This is a genomic window from Burkholderia reimsis (assembly GCF_003294055.1).
Classification (GTDB): Bacteria; Pseudomonadota; Gammaproteobacteria; order Burkholderiales; family Burkholderiaceae; genus Burkholderia; species Burkholderia cepacia.
Genome location: NZ_QMFZ01000010.1, coordinates 69,692 through 91,764, shown reverse-complemented (window position 1 = coordinate 91,764; position 22,073 = coordinate 69,692). Strand labels below are relative to the sequence as shown.

General features: G+C 65.5%; 20 protein-coding genes. 6 read left to right on the top strand and 14 right to left on the bottom strand.

From position 1 onward, the window contains the following. The first annotated feature begins 1 nt into the window (after nt 1). The 3 genes from DPV79_RS14355 to DPV79_RS14345 all read left to right on the top strand — a co-directional run bounded on the left by DPV79_RS14355 (nt 2) and on the right by DPV79_RS14345 (nt 3,889). The gene (locus DPV79_RS14355) at nt 2-1,540 is read left to right on the top strand and encodes a DHA2 family efflux MFS transporter permease subunit (protein WP_059696871.1); all 1,539 of its coding nucleotides are present in this window, start codon (nt 2-4) and stop codon (nt 1,538-1,540) included. A 23-nt stretch (nt 1,541-1,563) separates the two neighbouring features. Further along, on the top strand, nt 1,564-2,763 hold the full coding sequence (locus DPV79_RS14350) for an arabinose transporter (RefSeq protein ID WP_053077850.1): 1,200 nt from the start codon (nt 1,564-1,566) through the stop codon (nt 2,761-2,763). Between the two features lie 103 nt (nt 2,764-2,866). Further along, nucleotides 2,867-3,889 (top strand): aldo/keto reductase, encoded by a 1,023-nt coding sequence (locus DPV79_RS14345; protein ID WP_113045695.1) that lies wholly within the window; start codon nt 2,867-2,869, stop codon nt 3,887-3,889. On the opposite strand, the gene DPV79_RS14340 is transcribed toward DPV79_RS14345, so the two are convergent. From DPV79_RS14340 to DPV79_RS14310, 7 genes are read right to left on the bottom strand one after another with little or no spacing between them, the layout of a single operon-like run. Continuing rightward, the gene (locus DPV79_RS14340; RefSeq protein WP_208866722.1) at nt 3,886-5,160 is read right to left on the bottom strand and encodes an FAD-dependent monooxygenase; all 1,275 of its coding nucleotides are present in this window, start codon (nt 5,158-5,160) and stop codon (nt 3,886-3,888) included. The two genes, DPV79_RS14345 and DPV79_RS14340, sit on opposite strands and share 4 nt — an antisense overlap. After that, nucleotides 5,157-5,474, bottom strand: coding sequence for a DUF1330 domain-containing protein (locus DPV79_RS14335; protein WP_021157706.1), 318 nt, complete (start codon nt 5,472-5,474; stop codon nt 5,157-5,159). Before DPV79_RS14335 ends, DPV79_RS14340 begins: the two co-directional genes overlap by 4 nt. Before the next feature lie 50 nt (nt 5,475-5,524). Further along, nucleotides 5,525-5,812, bottom strand: a complete 288-nt coding sequence (locus DPV79_RS14330) for a DUF1330 domain-containing protein (RefSeq protein ID WP_021157707.1) — start codon at nt 5,810-5,812, stop codon at nt 5,525-5,527. Further along, nucleotides 5,809-6,171: a non-heme iron oxygenase ferredoxin subunit gene (locus tag DPV79_RS14325; protein WP_021157708.1), complete on the bottom strand. Its 363-nt coding sequence runs from the start codon at nt 6,169-6,171 to the stop codon at nt 5,809-5,811. Before DPV79_RS14325 ends, DPV79_RS14330 begins: the two co-directional genes overlap by 4 nt. Nucleotides 6,172-6,180: 9 nt before the next feature. Further along, entirely contained in the window at nt 6,181-6,714 is a 534-nt protein-coding gene (locus tag DPV79_RS14320; protein ID WP_027792273.1) for an aromatic-ring-hydroxylating dioxygenase subunit beta, read from the bottom strand. Continuing rightward, nucleotides 6,715-7,974 carry a Rieske 2Fe-2S domain-containing protein gene (locus DPV79_RS14315; protein ID WP_021157710.1) on the bottom strand — a complete coding sequence of 420 codons (1,260 nt, stop codon included), beginning with the start codon at nt 7,972-7,974 and terminating at the stop codon, nt 6,715-6,717. Nucleotides 7,975-7,985: 11 nt separating this feature from the next. Beyond that, entirely contained in the window at nt 7,986-9,086 is a 1,101-nt protein-coding gene (locus DPV79_RS14310; RefSeq protein WP_113045694.1) for a 3-deoxy-7-phosphoheptulonate synthase, read from the bottom strand. A 170-nt stretch (nt 9,087-9,256) separates the two neighbouring features. Between DPV79_RS14310 and DPV79_RS14305 the strand changes: the two genes are divergently transcribed. Continuing rightward, nucleotides 9,257-9,721: an acyl-CoA thioesterase gene (locus tag DPV79_RS14305; RefSeq protein ID WP_311767622.1), complete on the top strand. Its 465-nt coding sequence runs from the start codon at nt 9,257-9,259 to the stop codon at nt 9,719-9,721. A gap of 36 nt (nt 9,722-9,757) precedes the next feature. On the opposite strand, the gene DPV79_RS14300 is transcribed toward DPV79_RS14305, so the two are convergent. From DPV79_RS14300 to DPV79_RS14285, 3 genes are all read right to left on the bottom strand, one after another. Further along, nucleotides 9,758-9,997 (bottom strand): LuxR C-terminal-related transcriptional regulator, encoded by a 240-nt coding sequence (locus tag DPV79_RS14300; RefSeq protein WP_225723211.1) that lies wholly within the window; start codon nt 9,995-9,997, stop codon nt 9,758-9,760. Between the two features lie 380 nt (nt 9,998-10,377). Further along, a complete protein-coding gene (locus DPV79_RS14295) occupies nt 10,378-11,304 on the bottom strand; it encodes a LysR family transcriptional regulator (protein ID WP_059585754.1) in 927 nt (308 codons plus the stop codon). A 658-nt stretch (nt 11,305-11,962) separates the two neighbouring features. Then, complete coding sequence (locus tag DPV79_RS14285) at nt 11,963-14,452, bottom strand: AsmA family protein (protein ID WP_113045693.1); 2,490 nt, start codon at nt 14,450-14,452, stop codon at nt 11,963-11,965. Between the two features lie 252 nt (nt 14,453-14,704). On the opposite strand from DPV79_RS14285, the gene DPV79_RS14280 reads away from it, so the two are divergent. After that, nucleotides 14,705-16,513, top strand: a complete 1,809-nt coding sequence (locus tag DPV79_RS14280) for an alkaline phosphatase D family protein (protein WP_113045692.1) — start codon at nt 14,705-14,707, stop codon at nt 16,511-16,513. Between the two features lie 99 nt (nt 16,514-16,612). On the opposite strand, the gene DPV79_RS14275 is transcribed toward DPV79_RS14280, so the two are convergent. The 3 genes from DPV79_RS14275 to DPV79_RS14265 form a co-directional block, all read right to left on the bottom strand. Beyond that, nucleotides 16,613-16,759 carry a DUF3096 domain-containing protein gene (locus DPV79_RS14275; RefSeq protein WP_081062303.1) on the bottom strand — a complete coding sequence of 49 codons (147 nt, stop codon included), beginning with the start codon at nt 16,757-16,759 and terminating at the stop codon, nt 16,613-16,615. Nucleotides 16,760-16,910: 151 nt separating this feature from the next. Further along, nucleotides 16,911-17,102 carry a hypothetical protein gene (locus DPV79_RS43055; protein WP_244321748.1) on the bottom strand — a complete coding sequence of 64 codons (192 nt, stop codon included), beginning with the start codon at nt 17,100-17,102 and terminating at the stop codon, nt 16,911-16,913. Between the two features lie 190 nt (nt 17,103-17,292). Further along, a complete protein-coding gene (locus tag DPV79_RS14265; RefSeq protein ID WP_059585679.1) occupies nt 17,293-18,411 on the bottom strand; it encodes a helix-turn-helix transcriptional regulator in 1,119 nt (372 codons plus the stop codon). A 236-nt stretch (nt 18,412-18,647) separates the two neighbouring features. Here DPV79_RS14265 and DPV79_RS14260 point away from each other — a divergent pair, with 236 nt between their 5' ends. Continuing rightward, nucleotides 18,648-20,729 carry a hypothetical protein gene (locus DPV79_RS14260; RefSeq protein ID WP_113045691.1) on the top strand — a complete coding sequence of 694 codons (2,082 nt, stop codon included), beginning with the start codon at nt 18,648-18,650 and terminating at the stop codon, nt 20,727-20,729. Nucleotides 20,730-21,104: 375 nt separating this feature from the next. Here DPV79_RS14260 and DPV79_RS14255 read toward each other — a convergent pair whose 3' ends face one another. After that, complete coding sequence (locus DPV79_RS14255; protein ID WP_042973658.1) at nt 21,105-22,028, bottom strand: LysR family transcriptional regulator; 924 nt, start codon at nt 22,026-22,028, stop codon at nt 21,105-21,107. Nucleotides 22,029-22,073: the final 45 nt, after the last annotated feature.

Below are 22,073 nucleotides of genomic sequence, written 5' to 3'. Positions count from 1 at the left end.
CATGGCGCCCGTCGCTCGGGGTGCGGCGCCGAAACTGCCGCTGGAGCCGCTGCAGGGCCCGGCTCTCGTGCTCGTCGCGATCGCGATCAGCGTCGCCAACTTCATGCAGACGCTCGACCTGACGATCGCCAACGTCGCGGTACCGACCATCGCCGGCGATCTCGGCGTCGCGCCCGACATGGGCACCTGGATGCTGACGTCGTTCGCGACGCCGCTCGCGATCACGCTGCCGCTGACCGGCTGGCTCGCGCAGCGCTTCGGCCAGGTGCGGCTGTTCCGGGTCTCGGTCGTGCTGTTCGTCCTGACCTCGATCCTGTGCGGCCTCGCACCAAATTTCGAATCGCTGCTGCTGTTCCGCGCGCTGCAGGGCGCGGCCTCCGGGCCGATCACCGCGCTCTCGCAGGCGCTGCTGCTGGCCGTGTTTCCGGCCGCGCGCCGCAACGTCGCGCTGTCGGTCTGGCAGACCACCACGTTCGTCGCGCCGGTGCTCGGCCCGATCGCCGGCGGCTGGATCACCGACAACCTCTCGTGGCCCTACATCTTCTACGTCAACGTGCCGACGGGGGCGCTGGTCCTGCTCGTGCTGACCCGCTTTCTCGGCCGGCGCGACAACCCGACCCGCCACCTTCCCGTCGATTTCGTCGGCCTGCTGCTGCTCGCCGCCGCATTCGGCTCGCTGCAGCTGATGCTCGACCGCGGCCAGAACCTCGACTGGTTCGCGGCGGTCGAGATCCGCGCGCTCGCCGTGCTCTGCGTCGTGTCGTTCGTCGCGCTGGTCCTCTGGGAGCTGACCGACGCGCATCCGATCGTCGACCTGCGGCTGTTCGCGGATCGCGGTTTCACGGCGGGAACGATCGCCGTGACGGTCGGCTTCGGCGTCTATTACGGCGCGCTCGTGCTCGTGCCGCTCTGGTTGCAGACCGAGCAGGGCTACACGGCAACCTGGGCCGGCATCGCCACCGCGCCGCTCGGCATCGCCGGCATCGTGATCGCGCCGTTGATCGGGCGCATCCAGGGGCGCACCGATCCGCGCCACCTCGCGACCGTGGCGCTGGTCGGCTGGGGCGCGGCGTCGTTCTGGCGCATGGGCTTCAATACCGACGTGACGCTCGGCGACATCGCGGCCAACTCGCTGCTGATGGGCGCGGCCACCGCGTTTTTCATCACCCCGCTCGTGTCGCTGTCGATCGCCGGGTTGCCGCGCGAAAGGCTGCCGGCGGCGTCGGGCGTGCAGAATGCGCTGCGCCGGATCGGCACCAGCGTCGCCACCTCCGTCGCGCCGACCTATTTCGAACGGCGCTCGCGCGTTCACAACACGTACCTCGTCGATCGCATCACGCCGTTCGATCCGGCTGCCGGCGACTGGCTCGCCCGGCTCGAACATGCCGGCATGTCGCCGGCCGGCGCGCTCGCGTCGGTCAGCCGCTCGATCGACGTGCAAGCCCACATGCTCGCGCTCAACGATTTCTCGTTCGGTTGCCTGCTGCTGTTCGGCGCAACCCTGCTGACCGTCTGGTCCATCCGCTACCGGCGTCCGTGACGCCGATCAACCGGCTCCTTCCGATGAACGCCCCCGACCTCGACAACGTCGTCGCACCCGACATCGCCCCGGCCCGCACGGCCCGGCTCATCTGTTTCGGCGTCTTTCTCGGCGCGCTGACCTTCGGCGTCCTGCTGCCCGTCGTGCCGCTGTACGTGCACGACACGCTCGGCTTCGGCACGCTCGTCGTCGGCACGGCGGTCGGCGCGCAATTCCTCGCGACCGTGCTCACGCGGAGCATCGCGGGCCGCCGCGCCGATCATCGAGGCGCGAAGCGCACGATGTGCGCGGGGCTCGTGTCGTGCGTCGTCGCGGGCGGCGTCTACGTCGCGAGCGCCACGGCGCCGGCCGGCCCGGGCGCGCGTCTCGCGCTGCTGGTTGCCGCGCGGCTGCTGTCCGGGCTCGGCGAAAGCCAGCTCGTCACCGGGGCGCTCGCGTGGGGCATCGGCACGCTCGGCGCGACCCGCTCGGGCCGCGTGCTCTCGTGGACGGGCATGGCCCTCTACGGCGCGATCGCGCTCGGCGCGCCATGCGGGATGGCGCTCGCGCGCGCCGGCGGGCTGGCGGCGGTGGCCGGCGCCACGATCGTCCTGCCCTGCATCGCACTCGCGCTCGTCGCCACGCTGCCTGCCGTCGCGCCGCAGCCGGGCCTGCGGGTGCCGCTGTCCCGCGTGCTGCGAATCATCGCGCGGCCCGGATGCAGCCTCGCGCTGCAGGGCGTCGGTTTCGCGGCGATCGGCGCGTTCGTGACGCTGCTGTTCCAGGCGCGCGGATGGGAAGGCGCGGGCCTCGCGCTCAGTTGCTTCGGCGGTGCCTTCGTCCTCGTCCGCGTCCTGTTCGGCCATCTGCCCGACCGGTTCGGCGGTTATCCGGTCGCGCTCGCCGCGCTCGCGGTCGAGGCGATCGGCCAGCTTCTCCTGTGGGCGGCGCCGGCATCCGGCGTCGCGCTCGTCGGCGCGACCGTATCCGGCCTCGGCTGTTCGCTGGTCTTTCCCGCGCTCGGTGTCGCCACCCTCCGGCACGTGCCGGCGCAGGCACGCGGCACCGCCCTCGGCGGCTTCACGGCGTTCCAGGACGTCGCCTATGCGTGCACCGGCCCGCTCGCGGGCTGGGTCGTCGCGCGTACCGACTACCCGTCCGCCTTCGCCGTCGGCGCGTGTGCCGCATTCGCCGGCGTCCTGCTGACAGCGTGGCTGATGCACGCCGACCGGTCGCCCCCGTGAACCCCGGCGGACGGCGGGCGCATGCCCTGCCGTCCCCGTCCGTATCCCGCGCCCTCGCGGCGCCATCCTGCAGTCCTTCACACTTCGACAAGGAGTACCGATCATGGAATACCGAACCCTCGGCGGAACCGGCTTCAAGGTCCCCGTTCTGAGTCTCGGCACCGCGACGTTCGGCGGCGGCAACGCATTCTTCAGGGAATGGGGCAGCACGGACGCCGCCGGAGCACGCGAGCTCGTCGACATCGCGCTCGACGCCGGCATCTCGATGTTCGACAGCGCGGACGTCTATTCCGACGGACTCGCCGAAGAGTTGCTCGGCCAGGCGATCGCCGGTCGGCGCGATCGCGTGATCGTGTCGACGAAGGGGACGTTCCGGCTCGGCGAAGGCCCGAATGACGTCGGGTCGTCGCGCCATCACCTCGCCAATGCCATTCACGGCAGCCTCAAGCGGCTCGGCACCGACTACATCGACGTGTACCAGCTGCATGGATTCGATGCCCAGACACGCGTCGAGGAAACGCTGCGCACGCTCGACGATTTCGTGCGCGCCGGCAAGATCCGCGTGATCGGCTGCTCGAACTTCTCCGGCTGGCACCTGATGAAGTCGCTCGCGGCCGCCGATCGCGACGGGCTCACGCGGCATGCCGTGCACCAGGTCTACTATTCGCTGATCGGCCGCGACTACGAAACGGAGCTGATGCCGCTCGCGCTCGACCAGCAGGTGTCCGCGATGGTCTGGAGCCCGCTCGGATGGGGGCGGCTGACCGGCCTGATCGGCCGGGGCCGACCGTTGCCGGAGACGAGCCGGCTGCACAAGACCGCCGACGAGGGGCCGCCCGTCACGGATGCCCTGCTGCACCACGTCGTCGACGCGCTCGACGAGATCGCCGCCGAAACCGGCAAGACGGTCGCGCAGGTCGCACTCAACTGGTTGCTGCGGCGGCCCACCGTCGCGAACGTGATCATCGGTGCCCGAAACGCGACGCAACTGCGCGAGAACGCGCAGGCGGCCAGCTGGGCCTTGACGCCCGACCAGGTGAAGCGGCTCGATGCTGCCAGTACGACGCAACTGCCCTACCCGTACTGGCACCAGCGCGGCTTCGAGCGCAACCCGGCACCGGTCTAATACGGTACCGGCGCGTGCGGCATCGGCGGCGACCGATGCGACGGTACCGCACGCGTCGCCGCGGCCTGCATGCGCGCGGCGAGCGGCGACGCGCCGACCAGCCAGTCCAGCTCGACGGGTAACGGCGGCAGCGCGGACGACGCGTGCGCGGTCAGTGCATCGTAGCCGAACACCCAGTCCGGCTCGGTCGGACCGTGCATGAAGGTATTCGCGGCGGATATGCGATGCACTTCGCCGAGTCGCGCGACCCGGCACTGCGCATAGGTCGAGAACGCACTCGCCGCGTTCGACGAGCCGATGAGCGCGCGCAGCAGGATCGTCGCGTCCTCGAGCGCCATGGCCGCGCCCTGCGACATGAACGGGCGCATCGGATGACAGGCGTCGCCGATCAGCACGACGCGCTCGTTGCCGAACTCGAACTGCGGCGAACGTTCGAACAACGCCCACTTCATGACCGACTCGCGTGGCGCGCGGGCCAGCATGTGGCGCACGGCCGGATGAAAATCGGCGAAGATCGCCTGCATCTCGTCGACGTCGCCCGGCATCGACGAAGCCTGCGTGGGCCACTCGGCCTGCGGTGTCATCGCGGCGAAATAAAATTCGCGGCGCGCACGATCGAGCCAGTACGACAGCACGAATTTCCGGTCGCCCCACCACTTGGTCAGATCCTCGACCGCGAGTTCGCCCAGCAGCGCGCGCGGATACGCCCCGCGAAACGCGACCTGCCCGGAGAATTCCGGCGCCTCGAACCCGCGCAGCGCCTCGCGCACGCGCGAGCGCAGGCCGTCTGCCCCGATCACCAGATCGGCCGTTTCGCTCGAACCGTCCTCGAACGTCAGCCTGATCGCGTCGCCCGCCGGGTCGAGGCCGGCGAGACGCTTGCCCCACGCGATCGTCCCGGGTGCCACCGCCCCCAACAGCGCGGCATGCAGGTCGCCGCGCTTGAGCGTCACGAACGTCGCGCCGAAGCGCCCGATCGCGTTTTCGCCGAGCGGCAGCCGATACAGCAGCTCACCGTCGGCCGCCTGGCGGTTGGCGAACGCGTCGGGTTCCTGGCCCGCCCACAGGGCCTGGCGATGCACACCGAGCAGCCGCATCACCCGCATCAGGTTCGGGCTCAGGTGAATGCCGGCCCCCACTCGGGCAAACGCCGGCGCCTGCTCGAACAGGCGCACGTCATGGCCGATCCGTTGCAGCATCGCGCCGAGCGCGCACCCGCCGATACCCGCGCCCACGATCGCGACGCGCGCCGCCGAAGTCGTCCTGGTCATCCCTGCTCTCCCACGGTTGTCGCCGGCGGCGCGCCCTGTACGATGATGCCGATCGTGCGTGCGGTGCGCTCGCGAATATCCCGCGCGCGCCGATAGCCGTCGGACTCATACCACGCCTTTGCACGGTCGATCGAATCGAATTCGAGCACCACGACGCGGCGAGGCGACCATGCGCCTTCGAGCGTTGCCGCCTCGCCGCCGCGCACCAGGAAACGCCCGCCGAACTCGGCGACGGTCGGCGCACCAATCTCTCTGTACTCCTCATAACCGCGTGCGTCGTGAACGTCGATGTCAAACACGATATATGCCGTCATGTCTTCCCCCCACTTGGTCTCGCGGGCCGCGGCCGAGCGCGGCCCCGGTGTCAGAGGCTCGCGAGCGCGATGCTGTGCGTGTCGGCCGCATCGAGCCGCAGCTGCCTCGCGCGCTGGTATTCGTCGGAGCCGTGCCAGCGGCGCGCCGCGTCGAGATCGTCGAATTCCAGCACGACCAGGCGCCGCGGCGTCCATTCGCCTTCAAGCACGACCACGTCGTCGCTGCGTGCGAGCACGCGGCCGCCATGCGCGGCGATCGTCGGCACACCGAGCTTCCGGTATTCGGCAAATCGCACTTCGTCGTAGACGTCGACATCCACCACCACATAGGCACTCATGTCCGCTCTCCCGTTGATGCATCCGCTTCGTCATGTGCGACTTCGGTATCGAATCGCACGAACACCCGGCCCGCCTCGATCTTCACCGGGAACGTCTTCACGCAAGCCGTGACCGGCGCGCACAGCGCGGCACCGGTACGCACGCTGAAGCGCCCCTGATGCAGCGGGCACTCGATTTCGTCGTCGAGCAGAAAACCGTCGCTCAGGCGCGCCTCGCCGTGCGTGCACTGGTTGTCGGTCGCGAATATCTCGTCGTCGACCGCGAACAGCGCTATGTCGCGCCCGCCGACGATCACGCCCGTCAGCCCCTCCTCGCGTACCGCGGCCGTATCGACCGCATAGATCCATTCCGTCGTCACGCCGCCTCCTCAGATCGGATAGATGATCGAATTCGGCACCATCTCGCTGTCGTACACGCAGATGCGCGACTCGAAACGCAGCCCGTGCGGCGTGCGGCGTATCCGGTCGAGATATCGACCGGTGTTGTACACGTCGCTCATCTGCTCGCTCTTGGTACGCAGCACCGCGTAGTTCGTCTCGGCCTCGATGACCGATTCGTCGAGATACGTGATGAGCGGCGTGCCGATCAGGTGGCGCTGGTAGTACGGGTCGTAGAACAGCGTCTCCTTGATGCCGTACACGCGATCCTTCAGCATCCCCTTGCTCTCGAACGCGAGCAGCGCAAGCGGGAAGTCGCGTTCATGGTTCTCGCGCGGCAACAGCTGATACGTGCAGTCCTCCTCGAAGAATTCCGGCCACGCGTCCCAGTCGCCGCGATCCAGTGCGGACGCATAGCGCGCGTTCAGGTCCACGAGCCCGTAGAAATCGGCGAAGGTCGCCGCAACCGTTCCGGTGCCGCGCGTCGCGGGCCGTGCGTCGGCCAATGCGGATGAAATCGTCATTCATGCCTCCATCACGTGGCGCCAGTACTGGTACATGCCGCGCACGAGCGTTTCGCTGACCATGTGGTCGGTGCGCTCGTCGACTTCGCGGCCGCCGAGCTCGTTGTATACGTTGCCGTGCTGGATCTGCTCGAAGCTCTGCTGCACGCATTCGATCACTTCGCCGTCGTCCGCCGAAACGAAGCCGGCCGGCCCGAACAGGTTGGCCTGGCGCAGCCGCCGGCGCGTCATGTCCTCGTCGTCCGTCTCGAATCCGAAGTGCGTCCAGACGTAATCGAACACGCCGGGGCTGACCGGGCGGATGCGCCGGGTCGACAGCGCATTCACCTGCTGCTGGATGATCACGCTCGGCATCAACGTCAACATCACGACGGTCGGCTCGCCCCACCACGGCTCGTGCACGACATCGAGGAAACGGTCGTCGTTCAGCGTCATGCGCTCCTTGAAGCTCGTCACGTTGTGCGTGACCTCGCCGCCGCCCCCGCCGCTGCGGATCGAGATCATCGCGCCGTGACGGTGATGCGCGTCGGTGACCAGCTGGGCCGGATTGTCCGCGCGCCACAGCCCGAAGTTGACGAACCAGGTGTGCAGGAGCCCCGCGTGATAGGGGTCCTTGATGTTCTCCACCATCAGCTTCCAGTTGCTCGGCACGCGCTGGCGCGTATAACCGAGCACGGTCAGCTTCGGCCCGTGGAACAGGCGGTCGTAATAGCGCAGGATGTCGGGACCGAGGAAATCCTCGAACGACTCGACGTCCTGGTCGAACGACGCGAACACCGCGCCGCCGCGCGTCGACACGCGCAGCCGCCGCAACCCGTGATTCTTCGGATCGAAATCCGGCGGCATGCCGCCGTTGATCTTGCCGCTCTGCCGCACGCCGCGCCGGAACGGCACACCGACCAGATTGCCCTTCAGGTCGTAGTTCCACTGGTGATACGGGCAGTGGAAATCCTTCGCGTTCCCCGCGCGTTCACGACAGAACTGCATGCCGCGATGCGCGCAGGCGTTCTCGAACACGACCACCTCGCCGTCCTCGGTGCGCGTCATCACGACCGAACGCTCGCCGACTTCGGTGCGCTGGAAATCGCCGGGAGACGGCACTTCCGCCTCGAGGCCGATGTAACACCAGTGTTTCGAATAGAACAAACGCTCCAGTTCGCGCTGGTAAAGCGCATCGCTCGTATAGGCTTCGAACGGTGTCCGGCTTGCGCCGTCCCCCTTCCAGTCGAGCGCGTGTGCGATATCGATGGGTGAGTTCAAGAAAGCTCCTTTCAGTAAGAAATGGCTTGTACGGTGCCGGCCGGAACACCCGGTACCAGAAAGCCGACTCGGGACCGCCGTCGCGACGCAACCGCGCCGGCGAACAGCTCGATCAGTGCAACCGTGTCCTCCCAGCCGAGACAGGCGTCCGTCACGCTCTGCCCGTAGGTCAAGGCCCGGCCGGGCACGATGTCCTGCCGCCCCTCGACGAGAAACGACTCGACCATCACGCCGGCAATCGCGCGCTGCCCGTCGCGCAGTTGCCCGGCCACGTTCTCGCAGACGGCGATTTGCGCACGCGTCTGCTTTCCGCTGTTGCCGTGACTCGCGTCGATCACGACGTGCGGCGGCAATTGCGCATCGCGCAGCGCCGCACAGGCGGCCGTCACGCTGACGTCGTCGTAGTTCGGCACGCGCCCGCCGCGCAGCACGATGTGCGTATTCGGATTGCCCCGCGTGGACGCGACCTCGAGCCCGCCTTCGTCACGCGGACGGAGATAGTGATGCGCGGCCCGCGACGTGCGAACCGCGTCGATCGCGATCTTCACGTTGCCGTCGGTGCCGTTCTTGAAGCCGATCGGCGCATCGAGGCCGGATGCGATCTGCCGGTGAATCTGCGACTCGGTCGTGCGTGCGCCGATCGCGCCCCAGGACACCAGATCGTCGAGGTAGGGCGCCGTGAGCGGATCGAGAAACTCGGTCGCGACCGGCATGCCGAGTGCGTTGACGTCGAGCAGCAGGCGACGCGCAAGACGCAGCCCGTCGTCGACGCGATAGCTTCCGTCGAGCAGCGGATCGTTGATCAACCCCTTCCAGCCGACCGTGGTGCGCGGCTTTTCGAAGTACGTGCGCATCACGACCTCGAGCGTATCGGCGTAACGCGCCCGCAGCGGCGCGAGCCGGCGCGCGAATTCGAGCGCGGCGTCCGTGTCGTGAATCGAGCACGGCCCGACGATCAACGCGAGGCGATCGTCCCTGCCCGCGAGGATGCGGGCGAGTGCGCGCTGGGCACCACGTACCAAGCGAGTGGTCGCGGCGTCGGCAAGCAACTCGCCGCGCAGTTGCATTGCCCCGGTGACCGCCGCCGTCCCTTTCAGATGAGGCTGTTCCACTTGACTCTCCGATTTCGATTCGACAATACGAAACTCACGGGGGTCAATTAAAGCTTTATCAAATTCGATTCGATACTGTCATTTATCTCAGTCGCCAATCGAATTCCTCAATCTGCTATTTTTTACAGTATCTAAAACCATCCGATTCAATTTATTTTCATCGCGAGGACATGCGCCATTGCACCTCGCACTCTCACATGGAGATACACATGACGAAAAATCATTATGAAACTGAAATTACAGTTAAATACCGGGAGACAGACGGACTCGGGCATGTCAGCAGCCCGGTTTATTACGATTACCTTCAGCACGCATATCTGACGTTCATGCACGACCTGCTGGAGCTGCCGTATTCGGAGAAGTTGCCGCACATCATGGTCAAGACGTCGTGCGAGTACCTGAAGCCCGCCCAGTACGGGGATACGATCACGGTGCGCAGCAGCATTACCCGTTTCGGCTCGAAGAGCTTCGAACTCGAACACCTGATGATGCGGGACAACGGCGCGGCCGGCGACGACGCGATCGTTGCCCGCGCGCAGTCGACACACGTGATGTTCGACTATGCGAGCAATGCGACGATGCCGGTTCCCGAAGAGTTCAAGGCGCGCGTGCTGGCGTTCCAGGGCGCGATCTGACAAACGGCTTCCCGGGGCGGGCGCCCCGGGTCCTTTCTAAACGAATACGATCAGGCCCATCAGCACGGCTTTCACGACCGCGTTTGTCTTGTTCGAAGCATCCAGCTTGGCAATGGAACGTGAAATGTGAAAATTGATCGTACGTTCGGTCAATCCGAGAATCATGCCTATCTCATAGGCAGTCTTCCCTTCGGCTGCCCATTTCAATACTTCACACTCTCTCGTGCTCAACGCGACCGCAGTGGGGGGTGTCATGTTCAATGCCAACCGAGTCATTCTCATCTCCAGAACAATTAACCATGCCGGCCGACTCGGCGCACGCCCGTCCTGCGAAGCGTGAATCATCCTGTTCAGCCCTCGAAAGCGCAAACGACAGTGCTTGGTGCGAAAGCACCAGCCTGTTTCTTTATTTATTAAGCCAGTAATGCACGCGATTCGGCCATGTGCCGCTCGCGTCGCCCGGGATCATTATCAGCAACGATCGGGCAACAATCGCGGCTCAAAGTGCATTGAACGAAACAATGCAATACGGATTAATTACGCCGGACGCAGCAATCGGACAAGGTTGAGCATACCGAGTTGCAATCCCGCGCGGAAGATGCGTCACGCTCAATGTATTCATGCAGTTGACGCGCGCGAACGTGACGTGTGCACCGTCATGGTTCAGGTGCGCCGACATCGTACAACGACGGCGCCTGGGTCGCGCAGACACGCCGCAGGCAGCTGCGCAGCCAGCGATGCGCGGGGTCGTTGTCGAAGCGCGGATGCCATATCTGCGAAACCGTCAACGTGGCAGTCAGCACCGGCAACGGGAAGCTGAACATTCCCCCCCGCGATTTCCCGGTCTGCCGTTCCGGAACATTGGCGATCAAATCCGAGTCGCGCGCCAGGGACAATGCGGCGGGAAAACCGGACACGATCGCCGCGACGGTTCGCTGCAGCCCCAGCGTATCAAGCACGTTGTCGATGGGACCGCTGAGTTGCCCCCGCCGCGACACGCTGATATGGCCGAACGATGCATATCGCTGCGGCGTGACCTCCTCCTGCGCAAGCGGGTGACCGGCCCGAACGACGCCGATGAAGCGGTCGCGGAACAGCGCCTGTACACGCAATTCGGGGCCCGTATGGCCCACCACGCCGATCTCGAGATCGACGGCCCCCATGCGCAACGCCTCGACACTCTTGTCCGGCTTCGGCGCGAAGCGCAGCCGCACGTTCGGCGCGGTTTCCATCACCAGCGCGAGCAGTTCGGCCGCGAACGTATCGACGAACCCTTCGTTGGCGCGGATCGTGAACGTGCGCTCGAGCCCGCCGAGGTCCGCGTTCTTGCACGGACACAGGACGGCCTGCGCGCCTTCCACGAGCGCGCGAACCTGGACCCGCAGTTCAAGCGCATGAGGCGTCGGCACCAGATCGCGTCCGGCCCTGACGAGCAGCGGATCACCCGTCGTGGCCCTCAGGCGGGCCAGGGACCGGCTCAATGCCGACGGGCTGAGGCCGAGCGTCTCCGCGGCCCGCGCGACGCTGTTCTCGGACAGCAAGGCATCCAGAACAATCAGGAGATTGAGGTCAGGTGCATTCATCTTGTTCAACTCGTGCCGATCGGGACCCGGCCTGGATTGACGATTAACGGGAACCGCGAATTCGACGTGATATCCGCGCAGCGCACGATGACGGACAACCGCGCCGGTCGATCGCCGGCACGGCGTTCCATCCGTCATCGAGCGCGGAATACGTGAAGCGAGACGGCCCGTTTGCGCGATGTCATTCTGTTTCCGGATTGTGCACCGCACGCGATTCGATCTCAACCGCCATTCGACGTCGCCCCCTGTCCATATCGGCCGCAGGCACCGGGTGACGGCAAACAGGAACCTGTCGTCACGGGTCGACGCGGCGCGCCTGCGTTCGGTCGATGCGGTGCCCTGCTGGCGGCCGGGAATCGACAGGGCACGCAAATCGAACGGCATCCCGAACGCGATCTCGCGGTATTCCGGCTACCTGCATCGGCCGCGCTTCGCGGACGCGCGTCGCAACGCTACTTCGGCTTGTCGCCCATCGGATTCCGCAACCGGGCCAGCTGTCGACGCGCGCACGAGTTGCACACAAAGACGTCGCGATTCATCAGCGCCACGAGGGTTGGGGCACGCGCGTATCGCAATCGCCGCGCCCCCTGCGCGATCTGTCGATGCTCGTGCGTGTACTCGAGGCGGCCGAGCGCGGGAACGGACCGCGCACGTGGCGTTACCGGTCGTGAGCGGAACCCCGGTTCGCCCGCGTCGAATGCCCGGGTTCGGCACCGGCCGGCGCGGACGCGGCAGAAGCAGCCAGCGGCGCGTTCATGTACGCCGGGACAGCCTTCTTTCCCTGTCGGACGCCCGGCGGCGGCGCCGTCGGGCGCTGCTCCATGTCGGCCAGCATCTGCCCGCACGGCAACGAACGACTGCGGCCCGGCTGCAGCAACGCGAGCAGACTGGCGAGCGGATTCAGCAAGCCCAGCCCGATCGCGGCACCGCCACGCGCGATCAGTGCGCCCGCCTTCACGCCGACGTGCGGTTGCTTGAAGGACCCGGTGACGTACAGCGGCGAACGTAGCGATATCACCCGGAAGCCCTTGGTATGGGGATGGATCGTCAGATTCATGGTCTCGTCCCGCAGGTTCACGGTGCCATCCATGCCGATCACCGCATCCTCGGTGTCGAGCGCGAATACGCGCGAGTCGAGCACGCCGTTGGTGACCACGAAGTCGGCCACACCGCAGTTGATCCTGACGTCACGCGTGCCGAACAATTTCTCGTACACCACGTTTGCAACGTTCAGCCCCGCGGCTTCCATCAGCAAGAGACTCACCGTGCCGTCGGTCACCAATGTCTTCACTTCCCCGTTGGAAGTCGCGGCGAGCGCCGCCGGCGAATTGCCGGTGGCCGACAGCGCGGCATCGCCGTTGACCTCGCCGAGCGCCGTTTGCATCACCGGGAACGTCGGGAACAGTTGCTTGAGCTTCAGATGTCGCGCCTGCAGCGAGAACCGCCCCTTGAGCGGCATGCCGCTGCCGTCCAGGTGAATGTTCGACGCAAGCGTGCCCCCCGCGACGCCGAAGTTCAGCGGGTTGAGCGTCAGCACGCCGTCATGCAACACGACGTGGGTCGACAGGTCGGTGATCGGCAAGCTCGCGGTCTTGACGATGCGCCGCCCGGTCAATCGAACGTCGGCGTCGATCTTCTTCCAGCGGTCCGTGCGGAATGCCTCGACCGGCAATGCCTTGTTCGCGGGCTGCGCGACGGCGGCGCCCCGCCGCGCCTTGCTGGCATTCGTGTCGGCGCCGATGAGCGGCGCAAGGTCGGAAAACTGCAGCAGCTTCGACACCAGCGTACCGGACAAGAGCGGCCTCGGTTCGCGCGAAACGTACACCAACGAGCCGTTGATGTCGCTGCCGCCGACGCGTCCCGTGAAGTCCTCGTACTTGAAGACGTTGCCGGACGCCCGGAACTGGCCGACCAGCCGGCCGTCGGTCGCATAAGGCGCGGTTTCGGGAAGAGTGATGCCCGTGACGTCATACAGCTTGGCCATGCTGGTGCCCGCGAGCCACAGTCGAAGATCGACCGCCGCCAGGTGAGCCGGATCGGTCAGCGTGCCGACGAGCGCCAGGTGCGTATCGCCGAAACGCAAATCGGCCTGAACCGGAAACGGGTGTTGTGCGCCCTGCAACTCCAGCACATTGCCGATCTTGCCCGTGCCGGCGACCGCGCCTTTCCTGTAGGTCCCCTTGACGGTCCAGCCGATCGTGTACGTGCCGACGCCGGCAGATGCCGCGGATGTTGTGCCCGTCGATGCGCCCGTCGATGCACTCGTTGTCGCCGAAGCCGTTGCGCCCGATGCGGGCGCTGCGGGCGCGCTCGATGCCATCGACGGGCCTGATGCAGCCGGGGCTATCGTGGTACGAGATGTCGTCGCCGCAGCATGTGAAGCCGCGGCCACCGCTTGCGACGCCGCGGCCGATACGCGGGACGCCGCCTCGGCACCCGACGCAGGCACCGCCGGTTGCGCCGGGCCGGAGCGCGCCTGGGCCGCGAGCTTTTTCTGACCTGCCGGCCCGACGGCACGCGCCGATTCGTGTTGCGCCAACGCCTGCTGCTGCTTCACCACCGCGTCAAACGGGATCGGCTGGCCAAGCGTGTCGACCACGGCGCTCAGATCGAACTGCTTTTGCTGATCGTAGTAGCCGAGATGACCCTGGGCAAACGCGACCTGATGCAGGTCGAGCGTCCATCGGCCCGGCTGCGCGGGCCGCTTGAGCTTGAGCGTCCAGTTGACTCGCCCGTCCTTGATGCGCTCGAGGTCGACGGACGGATTGACCAGGTCGATTGCCGGAATCACGATGCGGCGTGCGATCAGCGGCAGCGCCTCGACTTCGAAGCTGATCATGTCCAGCGCGGCGAAATGCTTCGTGCGCGCCCAATCGGGATTGGCGATCGTGACATCGTGTGCGCTGAATCGCGGCCACGGTACCCATGCACGCCAGCCTTGCTCGCTCACCGGCCGACGCCAATCGATACGCAAATCGCCGTTGATGGCGAACTGTCGTCCGATTGCGTCCGACACCTTGTCATCGATCCACGGCCGGGCTCGATTCCAGTCGAACGTGACGATGAAGATGACCAGCGCGGCAAGCGCCAGGGTGACGATGACGGCAAGCCACGCGGCCACCTTGCCGACGGTGTGGCCAATGCGCATTGCTCCCTCCCCGAGTTTGCTGCACCGTATCCAGCAATTCGTGTTCCTGAATACACGGGCCTTTTGCGAGCTCGCGTGCACGCATTCGAAATGGGGTTCTTACGACTTTTCAGGCGTCGATCTTCGCAGTAAGGTTCGGGATCGACTGCGCTATCTGTCCTCGCTGCGTAACGCCGGCAGGCTTGCCGAGCGAGAGCAGCGAACACCTGCTGCAGTGCTTCCTGCATCCGCGGGATGCGATCGGGAGGATCAATGGATCGTCGCCATTTCCTCAAGTCGTCGGCCTTTTTTACCATTGCGGTTGCCGCCGCTGCTGTCCCGCACGACGTTTCACCAGTGGGCCTGCCGGGCAGCACCGTGCGCAAAAACACCAGTCGATTTCCGCAAGGTGTCGCAAGCGGCGATCCGCGCGATCGCTCCATCGTGTTCTGGACACGCTGCGTGCCGGTATCCAGCAGCGAGCAGCACGATGCAAGAAGTGCCGCGCGCGCGGTCCCGCTACGACTCGAAGTCTCGACGCTGCCGGATTTTTCGACGCTCGTCGCCAGCGTACCGCTGAGGGCGCTGGCCATCTACGACTTCACCGTGCGCGCGAAGGTGGCGGCACTCTCGCCGAAGACGACCTACCACTACAGGTTCGTCGCCGGCGGCGACGTCAGCATGACCGGTGTCGCGCGCACGGCACCGGAGGCCGGCGAGGCCAACGAACAGGTTCGCTTCGCGTGGCTCACCTGTCAGGACTGGAGCATCAACCACTGGCAGGCGATGACGCTGATGGCCGCCGAACGCGATCTCGATTTCGTCGTGCACGTGGGTGACTATATCTATGAAACGGTCGGGACCTCTCCCCCCGGCCAGGCCGAGCCGGCACATTCTCCGCTGCATCTGCCCGACGGCAAGCGGCTCGCGGACGGCCGCGCGTATGCCGATTCGCTCGACGACTACCGGACGCTCTATCGCACCTATCGTACCGATTCGCGCTTGCAGACACTGCACCAGCGCCTGCCGATGATCGCGATCTGGGACGACCACGAATTTTCCGACGATTGCTGGCAGGATCATCAGGTCTACACCAACGAGGAGCGACAGGAAACCCGGCGGCGGCGCAACGCCAGTCGCGCGTGGGCAGAGTACATGCCGGTGGATTGGGGCGACGTGCGCTTCGAGCCGGACAACCCGTCGTACACGAATATTCGCATCTACCGCGATTTTCGTTTCGGCATGCTGATGCATCTGGTGATGACGGACGAGCGGCTGTATCGCGACGACCATGTCGTGAGCGAATCCGCTATCGCGCGCGCGCACGGGCACGACCCGGTGCACGGTGACGATGCGGCCGGCTCGCGCTACTTCGTCAAGCAGGATGGACTGCAACGCGACGAGGCGCGTCTCGCCCGGCAGTTGGGCCGCCCGCCGTCGCTGCTCGGTCCGGAACAGACGCAATGGTGGAAAGCCGCGATGAAGGACTCGCCGGCAACCTGGAAGGTATGGGGCAACGAAGTGATGTTGAACCGTCTGTGGTTCGTGATGCCGGGTGCACCCCAGACACCGGGGGCCCGCCTCGTCGTCGATTGCGACGCATGGGACGGTTATCCCGCGCACAAGCACGAACTGCTCGCCTACTTGAGGGAGCACGGGATCCATAACGTCGTCGCGATCACCGGAGACCTGCACGCATTTCAGTGCGGTGTCGTGCGGGACGATCCCGATCCCGCGACGGGGGTGCCGGTCATCGTCGATTTCGTCTGCGCCGGCATCAGCAGCATGTCCTTCTATTCCTACCTGAAGGCCGCATGGAACGGCACACCGCTCGCGTCCATCGCGGCGACGCCTGCCAGACTCGACCGCTTCCTGATGGCGAACAACCCCGATCTGTGCCACGCCGACCACGACGCGCAGGGTTACGCGTCGGCCACGGTCACGCCGGACTACTTTTCCGTCACGTTCAACAAGATGAAGCCGTTGAACCCGGACGGCACCGCGCCCGCGGATGCTTTGCTTGGCCGCACGCGATTGACCGTGCCCAGGGATTCAGTCGAGGTACGCGTCGAGCACTTGTAGGTTCCGACGCGCCGCCGTTTCCCGGCGGCATTGCGCGTCCCCGGAAACTCGAGCAAGCGGCCCTGTGCGGTCATGCACAGGGCCGTTCCGCGCGGCGCGTCAGTGTAAATGTCCGCCGAAAAGCCCGAGCAACCCTATGATGATCAGGTAGAGCGCAACGATGTAATTCAGCAAGCGCGGTACCACCAGAATGAGAATCCCGGCGATCAGCGAAACCAATGGGCTCCAGTTCGTGAATTCGTGCATGGCGCGGCCTCCTGACAGTGGATCGCGAAATCGGATGTGCGTCGGTGCGACGCTGATCCACGTATAGGAGCGATTTCCATGCCTGGCTCGACGCGTGCCGCGTCGGGTCGTCGAATCGGCGAGCATTCTCTTCCGGAGCCGCGCAGATCGCTCAATCAGCAGGGGGCAGCTTCGCGGACAGGTCCGGAAAGTGGAGTTCGCCTTCGTAGGTCTCGGCCCCGGCTGCGAGTATCGCCTTCACACGCGCCTGTATCGCTTCGTTGGCCACGCAAAGATCGGCCTCGTGCGCTTCCAACAACAAGCCTTCGGAGATCGGTTCATCGGCGCGAAACGTGCCGAGCACGTGTTCGCGCCGGCGCCCCCCCGGTCGGCGTTTGCTTGGGCGGCTCGATGCGTGGCACCTTGATGAGGCTTCCCCGTTCTCGAATGAGCATCGATTCGTCTCTGATGTCACACGCGCCAGCGGCGAGATCGACGGTCTCGCGCAGAGCCGGAAAGCGACTTATCCCCACCCGGCGAGCGGTTTCGAAGCATCAATCACCGCGCGAATGCCGCGGTAGCACCCAGAGCATGCGTCCCACTGCCTCGGCCTGGTTCCGGGTGTGCGTCTTCTCGTAGATCGCGCGCAACTGGGTGCGAATGGTCGCGAGCGACACGCCCGCGCTGGCCGCGCATTCGTCCGGCGTCTTGCCACCGATCAACGCTTCGGCGACGGCGGCTTCCGCGCTCGACAGGCCGAACGCCTGCCGTAGCTGTTGCGCGGCGACGAGCGGCGCCCCGCTACGTTGCCTGGCCGTGACCAACAGCGTCGCATCGCCGAGAACGGCATGCCGCCCGTGTCCGGACAAGGCGGCGATGCTCAGAAAGACTTCGTGCGCGGCGTTCACGGTGCTGGACAGGGCCAGACTCTCGCTTTTGCGGGTTTTCGCGACACGCCCCAGGGCCGCCTTGAGCGCGTCATTCTGAGGCGCACTTACCGCGCCGAGATGACCGTTCTCGAGCTTGATCCAGGTGGCCGCGCGAAGCATCGCTTCGGCCGCCCTGTTGACGAACACGATGCGCGCATGCCGGTCCAGCGCGAAGACGGACAGGCCCAGTTCCTCCATCAGTTCGGTGCCGAGTGCCGCATCGTGATGCAGTACCCTGGCGTCCTGCCACAGGTTGATCGAACGTTGCAGATGCCCGGCCATGCCGGTCAGCGTCGCACGCTCTTCCGGTGAATAGGGCGGGCGCCCGTGCGCGCGCAACAGCCCGAGCAAGATGTTGTCGCTACCGGGGCGGGCGAACCGAATGCCCATCAGATAGCGAATGCCCGACGGAATCTGATAGTCCTGGAAGAATTCGCTGCGTTCGATATCGCGCTCGGTCAGGTGATCCTGGCAACAAACGAATTCGCCTAGCGGCGCATTCTCCACGAAGCCTCGGCGTGGATCGAGCGCGCCGTAATACTGGTCGTAGAGCGCGACGATCTCGTCGAATTCCGCGCGCGGAGAATAAATCGAGAATTTCGGCGCATTGCGTGCGGCGTCCCAACTGAACATGTGAAATACATTTGCACCGAGGCTTTCGGATACCCGGTGAAAGACTTCGAGAAAACCATCCGGATGCAGCGCGGCCTCGTAGAGGTCCCCGATGAGTTGGTCACGGTGCATGCTCCCCCCGTCGCTTCGCGATCTTCGTATGTTGATTTTGTCTGACGATATTGCTTCGAATACCGAATGTTTTCAGGCTAACACAGGTTATTTGCATGCAGTGCCATGTTATTTCCTGATTTTCATCCACCTGAATGATGATCAAAAAAAATGGCTTTGCGAGAATCCCGGCCATTCAGCGTGCATCAGCAGTGCATATGGCACGTATCAACCAGCAGGCTCCCGGGGGAAAAACAATGAAGCTCACACCTGTCGTATCCGGTATTGCAGTGCTCGTCCTGTCGGCTTGCGGCGGCGGTAGCAGTTCGTCCTCGTCGCCTGCCGAACCAACAACACAGACGGTCAGCGGGGTCGCGGCCGCCGGCGCGGCGATGCAGGGTTCCACCGTGAAGCTGGTCGATGCCACCGGCAAAGCGGTTGACTGCCCGGCCGATGCGTCGACCGGCGCGTTTCATTGCACCGTGACGGGCTTGAGCGCGCCGTTCGCATTGTCCGCGTACGGCAACGTCGCCGATTCGCAGGCCACGCTGATCGCGCTCAGCGCGAAAGCCGGCACGCAGACCATCAACATCACGCCGATCACGAACGCAATTGCCGCCACGATCATCGGCGACAACCCGACGAAGCTGCTCGCCGACACCGGCTTGCTGCAGAGCAAAGTCACAGCGCAGGCAGTTGCAAGCACCGTGCAAGCTTATTCGTCTGCGTTATCGGACCTGCTGGCCGCGACCGGCAATACGGGTGTCGACCTGATTTCCGGCCCGCTGACCGCCGGCGCACCGGGCCTCGACCGGCTGCTCGACCAGGTGAAGGTCAACGTGCTGCCGGATGGCGGCGTCCAGATCAGCTCGGTGGCAGGCGCGTCCAGCGATACGCCGGTACAGCTTCAGCTCGCACCGGGTGTCGCGCCGCAGGCCAGCGACAAGGCGAGCCTGCCGGCCGCCGCGACCATCAACGGTACGGTCGTGTCGAATTTGCCGAGCGCCAGCGATCTGGCAGCATTGCAGACCGCACTCAACCAGTGCTTCGCCGGCTCGACCGGCACCGCGCGCACGGGCGGCAGCGTAGCGGCGTGCGGCCGGATCTTCGTGGACGACGTCGCATCGAGTGCGCTGAACGCCGGCGTGCCGGCTGCATATCTCAACAACGGGATGTCGGCCGACCAGGAGTTCGGTGCAGTGGCCGGCAGAACGCCGGGGATCGTCGCCGACGATGCAATGAACAACGCCAGCTTCAGCTTGCCGGAAGTCATCCGCGTCGTTGCCGGTGACACGATGTGGGTCAAGCTCGCGTGGACGCGCAGTGACGGCATTCGCGACGGCATGCAGCAGCACGTGCAACTGGCGGTGCGGGCGGGCAGTCTCGCGAGCGGCGACAACGGCTGGCGCGTGGTCGGCAATCAGCGCGCGGTACTGACCAAGGTGAACGCGAACGCGCAAAAATGGGACTGGCTGAATCCGGCCAACCCGTCGACGGGAACCAATGCATTCGTCGATTCGCTCAACCTCCAGGTGGGCGCTGTCGATGCGGCAGGTACCGCCGTGGACTTCGCGATCGTGAACGGCCCCGGCTTGCGCAACGGCGTGTTCCTGCAGCCGTCGAGCGGCACCTGCGACACCTTGAACATCCGGGCGCAGATCGCGAGCGGGCAGACGCCGGCGCAGCTTGCCGCGCTGTCGAAGAATGCGCTGTGCCGCAACAATTTCCGCCTCGCCGGCGTCGCGCAGGATCCGGCCACCCAGGGCCAGTTCACGTGGCCCGGCGACGCGCCGCGCAACAATACCGCGTGGGCGAAACCGCAACTGAGTGCCGCCGAGCTGGCCGACATCAAGCCGTTCAGCGCCTATACGATCGACGTATATCAGAACGGCAACACGTCGACACCAGCCAAACACTATACGGTTCGGTTGCGTACGCCGTCGCCGCTTCCCGAAGCGCTGCGCCAGTACGCGTGGCACGAGCTGGCGCAATCCACGCGCGACAAGCTGACGCCTGGCACGGCCGATACATTCGTGGGCGGCACGACCTTCCCGCTGGCCTGGACGTCGAAGGCCGGACTGCCGTTCGTCAAGCGCGGCAACGTGCAGATTCGCGCAACCGCGGCCGGGCAGACGGCGGCGACGTTCGTCAACGGTTCGGCATCGGCGTTGCCGGTCCAGCCGGGCGCTGCAGCGACGCTCAACGTGCCGGGCGACCAGGGCGTGGCGTTTCCGTCGGTCGCCGGATGGACCGGCAGCACGGACTTCTCGTTCGTGAATTTGAACTGGTCCGATCCGGTCGACACGCTCTTCACCGAGTCCTTCGAGTACGACCGGTAACCGGAGGCCCCAAAATCGGCGCTCGCTGACAGTCCCGTGCATGCCGGATCGTCTTGGTCGTGTCCGGCTGCGAGGAAAACGGCGAGCGTCGCGTCGAACCCGGCTCCGTGTCGTCGAGTAGCGGGATCGTCTCTTCCCGAGCCGTACGAAGACGGCGAGCGGACATTCCGTGAAGCGATGCCTCGCGTCCGGCCCACACGTGATGGGTCCAGGTCACCCTGTACAGGCGGCGAGCATTCGCGGCATTCGCGGCATTTCCGGCACGACAGAAACGACTCGAAACCATGAGTGCCGCCGCCCTCCCCGCGACTCGCTCACTGGCCGCAAAGATCTGCGCGCATACAGGTCAAACCGATAGCCGCCGATAAAGGCGATCTATCGCAGAAACGGCGCCAACGCTTCGGATGCTTCGGAGAACTGCTTTTCGAGGAAGTCGAGCAATGTGCGCACGCGCGGTGCCATATAATGCGTGCGCTGAAAGAGTGCGTTCACTGGCACGTCCGGGCAACGCCACTCCGGCAGGAGCAGTTTCAGCCGCCCGGCCTGCAGATCTGCGCCGATGTCCCAGATCGACTTCATGGCCACGCCGCGACCCTCTATCGCCCATTCGCGGGCAAGCGAACCGTCGTTCGTTTGACGTGAACTGTCGAGCGGTGCCGTGAACAATGCTGTCTCGCCGTCGCGCGCGAAACGCCAGTTGTTCGCCGCGCCCGCTGCCGAAGAAAGTACGACGAACCGATGTTCGCGCAAATCGTCGGGATGGTTCGGCATGCCGTGCGCGGCAATGTAGTCGGGTGACGCACATAGTGCACGGCGATTGTCGGCCATGCGCTTGGCGACCATCGAACTGTCGGCCGGCACACCGAAGCGGATCGCGAGATCGATGTCGTCCTGCAGCAAATGTGACAGCGAATCGGACAGGACCAGCGTCAGCGTGACGTTCGGGTGGCGTTCGTTGAATTCGTCGAGCCATCGACGTAGCACGGTGCGTCCGAAATCGGACGTCGCCGACACGCGCAACGCCCCACTCACCGACGCCCGTCCGGCCTGCAACGCAGCGCGCGCATCTTCCAGGGTTTGCAGCGCATGCTGGCAATGTACGAGATACAGGCGACCTTCGTCGGTGAGGCGCAGCTTGCGGGTCGACCGCTCGAACAGCTGAGTATGGAGTTCTCCCTCGAGCTTCACGAGCCGGGCGCTCGCCGCGGCGGGAGAGAGGCCGAGCTTTCTGCCGGCAGCCGAAAGACTGCCTTGGCTTGCCGTTTCAACGAAGAGGCGAATATCACCGAGATTGTCCATGATCGCGTCACGCGAAAATAATGATGGGTTGTGCCGCGCGATGCC

Coding starts and splice junctions, on each gene's coding strand:
- DPV79_RS14275 (WP_081062303.1), bottom strand. CDS start 16,759: ATGCACGAATTCACGAACTGGAGCCCATTGGTTTCGCTGATCGCCGGG.
- DPV79_RS14340 (WP_208866722.1), bottom strand. CDS start 5,160: ATGACCAGGACGACTTCGGCGGCGCGCGTCGCGATCGTGGGCGCGGGT.
- DPV79_RS14280 (WP_113045692.1), top strand. CDS start 14,705: ATGGATCGTCGCCATTTCCTCAAGTCGTCGGCCTTTTTTACCATTGCG.
- DPV79_RS14320 (WP_027792273.1), bottom strand. CDS start 6,714: ATGACGATTTCATCCGCATTGGCCGACGCACGGCCCGCGACGCGCGGC.
- DPV79_RS14345 (WP_113045695.1), top strand. CDS start 2,867: ATGGAATACCGAACCCTCGGCGGAACCGGCTTCAAGGTCCCCGTTCTG.
- DPV79_RS14350 (WP_053077850.1), top strand. CDS start 1,564: ATGAACGCCCCCGACCTCGACAACGTCGTCGCACCCGACATCGCCCCG.
- DPV79_RS14355 (WP_059696871.1), top strand. CDS start 2: ATGGCGCCCGTCGCTCGGGGTGCGGCGCCGAAACTGCCGCTGGAGCCG.
- DPV79_RS14300 (WP_225723211.1), bottom strand. CDS start 9,997: ATGACTCGGTTGGCATTGAACATGACACCCCCCACTGCGGTCGCGTTG.
- DPV79_RS14255 (WP_042973658.1), bottom strand. CDS start 22,028: ATGGACAATCTCGGTGATATTCGCCTCTTCGTTGAAACGGCAAGCCAA.
- DPV79_RS14285 (WP_113045693.1), bottom strand. CDS start 14,452: ATGCGCATTGGCCACACCGTCGGCAAGGTGGCCGCGTGGCTTGCCGTC.
- DPV79_RS14265 (WP_059585679.1), bottom strand. CDS start 18,411: ATGCACCGTGACCAACTCATCGGGGACCTCTACGAGGCCGCGCTGCAT.
- DPV79_RS14335 (WP_021157706.1), bottom strand. CDS start 5,474: ATGACGGCATATATCGTGTTTGACATCGACGTTCACGACGCACGCGGT.
- DPV79_RS14305 (WP_311767622.1), top strand. CDS start 9,257: ATGCGCCATTGCACCTCGCACTCTCACATGGAGATACACATGACGAAA.
- DPV79_RS14260 (WP_113045691.1), top strand. CDS start 18,648: ATGAAGCTCACACCTGTCGTATCCGGTATTGCAGTGCTCGTCCTGTCG.
- DPV79_RS14330 (WP_021157707.1), bottom strand. CDS start 5,812: ATGAGTGCCTATGTGGTGGTGGATGTCGACGTCTACGACGAAGTGCGA.
- DPV79_RS14295 (WP_059585754.1), bottom strand. CDS start 11,304: ATGAATGCACCTGACCTCAATCTCCTGATTGTTCTGGATGCCTTGCTG.